The sequence below is a fragment of the Flavobacterium sp. PL11 genome (assembly GCF_035985025.1).
Lineage (GTDB): Bacteria > Bacteroidota > Bacteroidia > Flavobacteriales > Flavobacteriaceae > Flavobacterium.
Map to the genome: position 1 here is coordinate 43,355 of NZ_JAXCIA010000024.1, position 10,109 is coordinate 53,463.

Annotated in this window: 8 protein-coding genes; 6 read left to right on the forward strand and 2 right to left on the reverse strand. The window is 29.5% G+C overall.

What is annotated here, in order from left to right; all coding sequences use genetic code 11:
- Positions 1 to 65: 65 nt before the first annotated feature.
- The 4 genes from RCH18_RS12465 to RCH18_RS12480 all read left to right on the forward strand — a co-directional run bounded on the left by RCH18_RS12465 (position 66) and on the right by RCH18_RS12480 (position 6,622).
- A complete protein-coding gene (locus RCH18_RS12465; protein ID WP_326937089.1) occupies positions 66 to 1,802 on the forward strand; it encodes a hypothetical protein in 1,737 nt (578 codons plus the stop codon).
- Positions 1,803 to 2,056: 254 nt separating this feature from the next.
- Positions 2,057 to 4,465, forward strand: a complete 2,409-nt coding sequence (locus tag RCH18_RS12470; RefSeq protein ID WP_326937090.1) for an alpha-ketoacid dehydrogenase subunit alpha/beta — start codon at positions 2,057 to 2,059, stop codon at positions 4,463 to 4,465.
- 554 nt (positions 4,466 to 5,019) lie between these two features.
- Positions 5,020 to 5,310: a DUF202 domain-containing protein gene (locus RCH18_RS12475; protein WP_326937091.1), complete on the forward strand. Its 291-nt coding sequence runs from the start codon at positions 5,020 to 5,022 to the stop codon at positions 5,308 to 5,310.
- Between the two features lie 361 nt (positions 5,311 to 5,671).
- Positions 5,672 to 6,622 (forward strand): tRNA dihydrouridine synthase, encoded by a 951-nt coding sequence (locus RCH18_RS12480; RefSeq protein WP_326937092.1) that lies wholly within the window; start codon positions 5,672 to 5,674, stop codon positions 6,620 to 6,622.
- A 69-nt stretch (positions 6,623 to 6,691) separates the two neighbouring features.
- Here the strand turns inward: RCH18_RS12480 and RCH18_RS12485 are convergent, their stop codons facing one another.
- Entirely contained in the window at positions 6,692 to 7,279 is a 588-nt protein-coding gene (locus RCH18_RS12485; protein WP_326937093.1) for a glutathione peroxidase, read from the reverse strand.
- A gap of 275 nt (positions 7,280 to 7,554) precedes the next feature.
- Entirely contained in the window at positions 7,555 to 7,707 is a 153-nt protein-coding gene (locus RCH18_RS12490) for a hypothetical protein (RefSeq protein WP_326937094.1), read from the reverse strand.
- Between the two features lie 622 nt (positions 7,708 to 8,329).
- On the opposite strand from RCH18_RS12490, the gene RCH18_RS12495 reads away from it, so the two are divergent.
- Both RCH18_RS12495 and RCH18_RS12500 read left to right on the forward strand, forming a co-directional pair.
- A complete protein-coding gene (locus RCH18_RS12495) occupies positions 8,330 to 9,730 on the forward strand; it encodes an anthranilate synthase component I family protein (protein WP_326937095.1) in 1,401 nt (466 codons plus the stop codon).
- Between the two features lie 113 nt (positions 9,731 to 9,843).
- On the forward strand, positions 9,844 to 10,109 hold a 266-nt coding region (locus RCH18_RS12500), incomplete at its 3' end, for a transposase family protein (protein ID WP_326937096.1).

Genomic DNA, 10,109 nt, shown 5'->3' on the forward strand with positions numbered 1-10,109 from the left:
CAGATGAGTTTATTTATGAAATAAAATTTTAAAAAAACTATGTTAATGAATTCTTGAAAAGCAGCTTGCATCTAGATCCTAGAAAAGATAACTGGATTTATGATGGAATTCAAGTTTATGCCATGATAAAGTATATTGAGGAGCATTATCCCAATACTAAAATGATTGGTAATGCCTTTACAATTAAATTGCTGAAAAGTTATAACCTAGCTAAAATAGATTTTAATGGACAGTATAGTTATTTCTATATGCTGATGGCCCGCAGAAATTTAGATCAGCCCTTAGGAAGTCCTAAGAATTCTTTGATAAAATTTAATGAACAAATTGCCAGTAAATATCGTGCAGGGTTAAGTATTCGTTTTTTAGATAATTACTTGGTTCATAATATTGTACAAAAAAGTATTCGTCAATTTTATAAAAAAAATGAAGCAATTCAAGTTTCTTGTTCTGCTTTTTCATCCATTTTAAAAACCAATACGGTTAAAGATATCAATTGGTTTTTTAATACTGTAATTAAATCCCGAGCGATTATAGATTATAAATTTTCAAATGTTTTGAAAACTAAAGACAGTATCACTTTTTCAGTACTTAATAAAACAAGAACTCCACTTCCAATTCCTATATATGGTTTAAAAAAAGGGAAAATAATTTTTGAACAGTGGCTTGATACCGAGGAATGCGATAGCACTTTTACCATTCCAAGAAGTAATATTGATAAACTAATTCTAAATCTCAAAAACGAAGGTCCTGAATACAACTTGAGAAATAACTGGAAAAGACTAGAGGGATTTTTCCCTACTAATCGTCCTATAAAGTTTGTTTTTATAAAAGATCTTGAGGATCCGTATTATAATCAGATCGTATACATTTATTCAATAGGTTATAATTTATACGACGGAATAACGCCAGGGTTGCGATTGCACAATAGAACAATATTAGAAAAACCATTTATTTTTGATGTAAATCCTTCCTATTCTACGAAATCAAATAATCTATCTGGCTCTGCTACTTTTGTCATTAGTCAAAATTTTAGAGATAAAACGTTATACAACGCCCGTTATTCACTTAGTGGTTCCTATTTTCATTATGCTGAAAATGCTACTTATATAAGACTAAATCCTTCAATTCAATTCAGAATTAGACAGCCTAACTTTAGAGACAATCGAAAGCGGCTCATTTCATTGAGACAAATTATCGTCAATAAAGAACAAAATTCATTGACCACTGACAATTCTCCTCTAAATTATTCTGTTTTTGGTGCGCGATACATAAAAACAAAGAATGAAGTGACTAATCGCTTTAATTTTATTTCTAATATTCAAATTTCGGAAAAATTTGGCAAAATACCTGGTGAATTGGAATACCGAAAACTATTTGAAGGCAACCGACAACTTAGTTTGCGTATTTATGCAGGAGCTTTTGTATATAATAAAACACAATCCGATTTTTTTAGCTTTGCTTTAAATCGATCTACTGATTACCTGTATGATTATAATTACCTTGGAAGATCTGAAAATTCTGGAATTTTTAGTCAGCAATATATTGTAGCGGAGGGTTTATTTAAGTCAAAAATAGCATCTTCATTTGCTAATAGATGGATCACAAGTTTTAATGCGAGTTACAACATTTGGAACGGGATTGAAGCGTATGGCGATATTGAAATTATAAAAAATGAATTTAGCTATCAAAGAGTTATATATGATAGTGGAATTCGTCTCAATTTAGTAAGTGATTATTTTGAATTGTATATTCCTATCTATTCAAGTCATGGATTTGAAAATGTACAAAATAACTACAATTAAAAAATTCGCTTTATTTTTACTTTTTCTCCTAAAATGTTAATCAATCTTTTTAATCGAAAATGGTTCTAATATGCTGTCTTTTTAACCTAATATTATATTATTCTCAGATAATAACAAGTTTAAATATACAATGGTAAAAAATAGTGTTCTTTTTTTCAGAATAAAATAGTAAAAATAAATTCTAATTTCGATTTGAATTATGAAAACCAGTACTTTTTGATTAAATTTGCAATCTAAAGTTACACTTTTCAATTATGATAAAAGAAAAAGCCAATGCTGCTTTAACATTTGAAGATTTCAAGGTTGAAGTTTTGAAAGATTATACTATTGCAATAATAAGCCGTGAATGCAGTTTATTAGGCCGTAAAGAAGTACTTACTGGAAAAGCAAAATTTGGAATTTTTGGTGATGGAAAAGAAGTTCCTCAATTAGCAATGGCTAAAGCCTTCCAAAATGGTGATTTCCGTTCCGGATATTATCGTGATCAAACCTTTATGATGGCTATTGGCGAATTAAATATTCAACAGTTTTTTGCTGGATTATATGGGCACACTGATATTGTGCAAGAGCCTATGTCAGCTGGAAGACAAATGGGTGGACATTTTGCAACACATAGTTTAAACGACGATGGCTCGTGGAAAAATCTAACCCAACAAAAAAATTCAAGCGCCGATATTTCTCCTACGGCAGGTCAGATGCCACGATTGTTAGGGTTGGCACAAGCATCAAAAATTTATAGGCAGGTTAAGGGAATACCAAATGCGGCTAATTTTTCGAATGAAGGAAATGAAATTGCATGGGGAACAATAGGAAATGCAAGTACATCAGAGGGATTGTTCTTTGAGACAATCAATGCTGCTGGCGTTTTACAAGTTCCGATGGTGATGAGCGTTTGGGATGATGAATATGGAATTTCGGTACATGCAAGACATCAAACTACGAAAGAAAATATATCTGAAATTTTAAAAGGATACCAAAAAGATGAAGATACAAATGGTTATGAAATACTAAATGTAAAAGGTTGGGATTATGCAGAATTAATCGCAACTTATGAAAAAGCGGCTAAAATTGCTAGAGAAAATCATATTCCAGTTTTAATTCACGTTGATGAATTAACGCAACCACAAGGACATTCAAGCTCTGGTTCACATGAGCGTTATAAAGATGGAAACAGACTGGCATGGGAAAAAGAATTTGATTGCGTACGCCAAATGCGATTGTGGATGATTGCAATAAATATTGCTTCGCCAGAAGAGTTAGATAAAGTAGATGCACAAGCAAAAAAAGACGTTATGGAGGGCAAAAAGGCAGCTTGGAATGCCTTTCTAGAACCAATAATTGCAGAACAAAAAGAATTAATTTCTATATTACAAAATATTGTAATTAATAGCCCAAGTAAAGAAGCTATTTTAAAATATATAGCAGATTTAGTGGCTATTAAAGCACCAATTAAAAAAGAAATTCTGATCACTGCTCGTAAGATATTGAGACTGATTAGTAGTGAATCAGGGAAAAATGAGCTTTCATCTTGGATTAGCAACTATACTCATAAAACACAAAAGAATTTTAGTAGTAATTTATTTTCTGAGACTAAAAACAATGTTTTTTCTGTTGAAAAAGTTTTACCGCAATATGAATCTGATGCAAAAGAAGATACTGATGGGAGAATGATTTTACGCGATAACTTTGATGCAATTTTTACTAAATACCCTGAAACGCTAATTTTTGGCGAAGATGCAGGAGCTATAGGCGATGTTAATCAAGGTTTAGAGGGCATGCAAGAAAAATATGGTGAACTTCGAGTTGCCGATGTTGGAATTCGTGAAGCTACTATTTTAGGTCAAGGGATCGGGTTAGCTCTAAGGGGTTTACGTCCTATTGCTGAAATTCAATATTTAGATTATTTGTTATACGCCATCCAAATCATGAGTGATGATTTGGCTACATTACAATATAGAACATTAGGTAAGCAAAAAGCACCGTTAATTATCCGTACACGTGGTCATCGATTAGAAGGAATCTGGCATTCAGGTTCTCCTATGGGAATGATCATTAATGCAATTAGAGGAATACACGTTTTAGTTCCTAGAAATATGACACAAGCGGCTGGATTTTATAATAGCTTATTAAAGTGTGATGAACCAGCGCTAGTGATTGAATGTTTGAATGGGTATCGATTAAAAGAGAAAATGCCATTAAATTACGGAGAATTTAAGACTCCTATTGGTGTTGTAGAAACCTTAAAAGAAGGATCGGATATCACTTTAGTTTCCTATGGTTCTACATTACGATTGGTTCAACAAGCAGCAAATGAATTGATGGATATGGGTATTGATTGTGAAATAATTGATTTACAATCATTACTCCCATTTGATAAAAATCAAGATATTGTAAAAAGTATTGCGAAAACAAATAGACTTCTGATAATAGATGAAGATGTGCCTGGAGGAGCGTCTGCATTTATTTTACAACAAATTATAGAGCAGCAAGATGCCTATCACTATTTAGACAGTAAACCTCAAACCTTAACTGCTAAAGAACATAGACCAGCTTATGGTACAGATGGTGATTATTTTTCGAAACCATCCGCTGAGGATATTTATGAAAAAATATATGCAATGATGAATGAAGTGAATCCTTCTAAATATCCTAGTTTATATTAAATTAAATTTATTAAATCCCAATTATTATTGGGATTTTTTATGCCCGAAATTTTAAAATTAAATGAATAGTTATCTTATTTTAATTAAGGATTTATAATGTAATGTAGAAGATTTTATTTATTGACTATATAAATAGTATTGTTTTGTTTTGTTACTTACGTTTTTTTTAAAAGCTCATTGTATAATTAAACAAGGATTAACTGTAAATTATTGAAACTAGTTAAGAAAAAAAATATGCAATAGTTTAAATAATTAGTGTATCGTTTGTTAGTTACAAAAGCTAACTTTTATTTCTCTTTATTGAATGGTTTTGAGCTAATGTAAAGTGTAAAATTAATTTTTTTTATTAAAATACCACGTCCATTTTCATTATATCTAATAAATAGCAATAAATTTTTATTTTATTTATATTCTTGCAAAAGGAACTATTTTATCCTTACAAATAATTTTAAAAAAGTATCAGCAGTTTATATTCATTTGAAAATAAACTAATTTACTTATTTTTGTAGAGAATTTAAAATGTTACATCAGTAGAATATAAGTTAAAGTATATTATGAATAAAGATTTAATATTAAGAGAAAAACTCGCTTTACAACGTACAACATTAGCTAATCAATCTACCTTTTTATCTTTTTTGAGAACATCAATGTATTTTTTGATTGCTGGTTTGAGTGTACGAAATTTATTAGAGATTGAAAATGCTCTAGTTATAGAAATTTCATTTTTTGTAATTTCATTTATTATTCTTCTGGTTGGAATTTATAATTTTATAAGCCATAAAAAATCAATAATTAATAATAAAAAGCATGTTGGAGATTATCAATTGGAATATTATAAATTATAATCTATAAACATATCTAATAGATTAATAATAAATAAAGGACAGCCATTTTTTAATACTAATAATCTATAATTGTCAAATTCGTAGCTTTTTTATTAAGTTCTAATTAATTAAAAACTTTAAATTCTTATAATTTATACTTCACTTATCAGGTGTGATCTTTAATTTTGAGATCACCTACACTTTAGTAATTTTTGATAACTTTTTATACATTAACAAATTAAATTTTAACTGCTTTTGATTAACACCTCTAAAATTTATTGTGAAGTCATAATAAATACAAATCTTGTCGTATTTGTCGCTTAGCACTTGTGGAAAATAATTTGATAAAATAAATGGTATATTTGCGTAATTAAAAAATTTAATGGACTACACCTTACTTTCATCTCCTTTACAAGGATTTACTGACTTTCGTTTTAGAAATGCCCAAAACAAACTTTTTGGAGGAATTGATACTTTTTACTCGCCTTACATAAGGTTAAATGGAAAAATGATTATTAAAGCCTCTTATGAAAGAGATCTTCTGCCAGAGAATAATATTGGTTTAGAGGTAATTCCACAAGTAATTACAAATGATGCTGATGAATTTTTGTTCGTAGCTAAATATGTAAGAGAATTGGGATACAAGGAGTTAAACTGGAATTTAGGTTGTCCATACCCAATGGTTACAAAATCAGGAATGGGTTCTGGTTTAATAAGTAATCCAGAAAAAATTAACCATATTTTAGAAAGAGCTCACGCAGAATCAGATATTTTAGTTTCTATGAAAATGCGTTTAGGTTATGATACCACTGAGGAAATTCTTGAAGTATTACCTGTTTTAGACCGCTATCCTATAAAAAATATAGCCATTCACGCACGTATTGGAAAGCAACTCTATAAAGGAGGTGTTTATTTAGATGCATTTCAAAGGTGTATTGACAATACAAAACAAAAATTGTATTATAATGGAGACATTACTTCAGTAGCTAAGTTTAAGGAAATGCAACAGCGCTTCCCTACAATAGATCACTGGATGATAGGTAGAGGATTAATTGCGGATCCTTTTCTACCGAGTATGATAAGAAATAATAGCACTGAATATCCAGAAAATAAAATAGAGTTATTTAATGCTTTTCATGATATCTTGTATGCCATATATAGCGAGTCACTTTCTGGTTCTGCACATATACTTTTGAAAATGTATCATCTTTGGGAATATTTTTCAGTTACATTCTCTAATCCACAAAAAGTTTTAAAAAAAATTAAAAAGGCACAAAGCATTCGGAACTATGAAGCCGCTGTTGTTGAAATTTTTAGAAATGAAAAATTTTAAATGCAGTGATAAAAAAAGCGATTTTCAGTTTTCCTGAAAATCGCTTTTTTAATTTAAAACTTCTATTAGTTATGCTTTTATCCAATTCATTACTTCTGGATCAGTAATTAAAGTTCTTGGAGAAACTACTTTAGCTAATTCTCCATTTTCATTAATTAAGTACTTTTGAAAATTCCATTCTACTTTAGAATCTTCCAATCCGTTTCTCGATTTTTGGGTCAAAAACTTGTAAATCGCTGCCATATCATCTCCTTTTACAGATATTTTATCCATCATAGGAAAGGTTACACCATAATTTTGCTGACAAAAAGTTGCAATTTCAGCATTAGTTCCTGGTTCTTGAGACATAAAATTATTTGCTGGGAATCCAATAATAACAAAGCCTTTGTCCTTATATTGCTTGTAAGTAGCTTCTAAATCTTTATACTGTGGCGTATTTCCACATTTTGAAGCTGTATTTACAATCATAATTTTTTTACCTTTTAAAGTAGCAAAATCAAATGTATCGCCAGATAAATCTTGCACTTTAAATTGGTAAATTGTTTCTTTAGCTACTGGTGTTTCGCTCATATTTGTATCGGATTTTTTTGGTTGCGCTTGATTTTGGCAGCTGAATAAAAATATAGCACATGATGCCATAACTAAAATATTTTTCATATCAATTTTTTTATAAAATTAAACAAATTACTGTTGCGCTAAAACTTAATTTAGTTAAACGAGTGTTAAATAAAATTTTAGAGTTAAAACCCATGTTAATATGTTATTTAACAAATATTAATTAATAAATAAAATAATTTCTTAAATGCTGTTTTCAATATTTAATAAGCGAAGAACCATTATTTATCTAAAATCAAAAAAATTAATTTAATTATTTTCTTTGTCATTAAGAATCACACGTAAAGTTTTTACAACATCCAAAAATCATCAATCAGCTAAAAAGTATAAGTTATTTTTCCATCTATAAAAAAGGGTGTTCCTGGTGTGAAGTGAACTTCTTCAACGCTTTCCTTTTCATTTTGTAATCTTAATTCAATTGTAAACTGAGTTTCATTCCAATCATTGTTAAAAATATTTTCTACAGCCATACTATGTGGTATTTTATTTCGAAAATGCAGATATTCGATTAAAGTATTAAGTTTAGTTATAATAATTTTGTGGTTTGATAAAAAGCGAATAGGTTATTGCTTTAAAAGTACTTTCAGCGTTTAAATTTGCTAAAGTGATAAAATATTAATACACTCTTTATTTAAAAAGTGCATTCTAGAAATTAGAATTTGTATAAAAGAAACATACATCGTTTAATTAAATAGTAAATAAAAATAGCAACATTTATTAAAATACTGATTATGAGTCTGATATTTCAAGATTCTATAATGTTAGTGGCTAAATCAACTTTTTATAATTTAAAAGTCAAAATGCGATTCAGAAAAGAATTTAGCTTCTTAAAAAATAAAATTGACAATTTATTTGATTATTAAAATTTCATTTATACATTTGTGCCAATAAAATAAAACATGAACACAATTTTAAAAAATACTTGGTGGTGGAACAATTTACGTCAATCGTCGTGAACTAAGCTCCTATAGTATTATTTAAAACTATAAATATAAAAGGCTTGTCATCACGACAGGCCTTTTTCTGTTTTAATTAGAAATTCAATAGCAACATCTGATTACTGTAAATCAGTCATAAATAAAAAATAAAAAAATGAAATCATTTTTACTAAATACAAATTATAAACAAATACTAGCTGACACAATTACTCCAGTAAGTGTGTATCTTAAAATTAGAGATAAATTTCCAAATAGTTTATTACTAGAAAGTAGTGATTATCATGGCAACGACAATAGTTTTTCGTATATCTGTTGTAATCCTATTGCATCGATTAAAATAGAAAATGAATCCATTTTTAAAACTTTCCCTGATGGATCTACAGAAAATATTGCAATCGATGATGCAACTAACATTCCGCTAGTTATCCAAGAGTTTTCACATCAGTTTAAGTCAAAGAAAAATGATTTCAAGTTTATAAACAATGGACTGTTTGGTTACATTTCTTACGATGCTGTCAGATATTTTGAAAAGGTAACTATTGCTAAAAAAGAAAATAGCAATACCATTCCTGATATTTATTATGCTGTTTACCAAAATATAATTGCGATCAATCATTTTAAAAATGAAGCTTATATTTTTTGTCACAGTATAAATGATACCAATAATATTTCAGAGATTGAACAATTATTACAATCCAGAAATATAGCCTCGTACAAATTTTTAAAAGAGGGAAAAGGTTTTTCTAACTTGACTGACGATGAATTTAAACATAATGTGGCTTTAGCCAAAAAACATTGCTATAGAGGTGACGTGTTCCAATTAGTTCTTTCCCGAAGATTCACTCAAGGTTTTAAGGGAGATGAATTTAATGTGTACAGAGCTTTGAGAAGTATCAATCCCTCACCCTACTTATTCTTTTTTGATTACGGAGATTTTAAAATATTTGGCTCTTCACCGGAAGCCCAAATCATTGTAAAAGACCGTAAAGCTGAAATTCATCCTATTGCAGGAACTTTTAAAAGAACAGGCGATGATGAAAAAGATGCCGTTCTCGCTAAACAATTATCAGAAGATAAGAAAGAAAACAGCGAACATGTCATGCTTGTTGACTTAGCTAGAAATGATTTGAGTCGCAACGGTCATAACGTAAATGTAGAGAAATATAGAGAAGTACAGTTTTTTTCTCATGTAATTCATCTAGTATCTAAAGTTACGGGACATTTGCATGAAAAAGCTACTACAATGCAAGTTGTTGCGGATACTTTCCCCGCAGGTACTTTGAGCGGAGCACCAAAACATCGAGCGATGCAATTAATAGAAGAATATGAAAAAACCAATCGCAATTTTTACGGCGGGGCAATAGGATTTATGGATTTTGAAGGGAATTTTAATCATGCAATCATGATAAGAACTTTTTTAAGTAAAAATCATCAACTGCATAGTCAAGCAGGTGCTGGAATTGTAGCAAGTTCAGATGAAGAAAGCGAAATGCAAGAGGTGTATAATAAGTTATTAGCGTTAAATAAAGCGCTTGATTTAGCAGAGACGATTTAAAAAAAATAGTCAGTACTCCGTTTTTAGTGTTCAGCGCTTAAAACTTAAAGTAATAAAAAATTGGTTCTTCGCTTAAATTAGTGGATTATTAAAAACTTAGCTAATTTTGGGGTATGGAATTAGATGGATTAGGAGTTTTGCTAGGAGTTAAATCTCCATGGATTTTAAAAAAGATAGACGTTCAACATCATACTCAAGTTATTGATGTTTATATCGATTACGAAAGAGGTTCAAAATTTGAATGTCCAAGTTGTGGTGAGCTATGTAAGGTTCATGATGGGCATGTAAAACGTATTAGGCATTTGGATTTATTTGATTATCGTTGTTATTTAAACATTAAAGTTCCTAGAATAAAATGCAATAAGGACGGTGTAAAAGT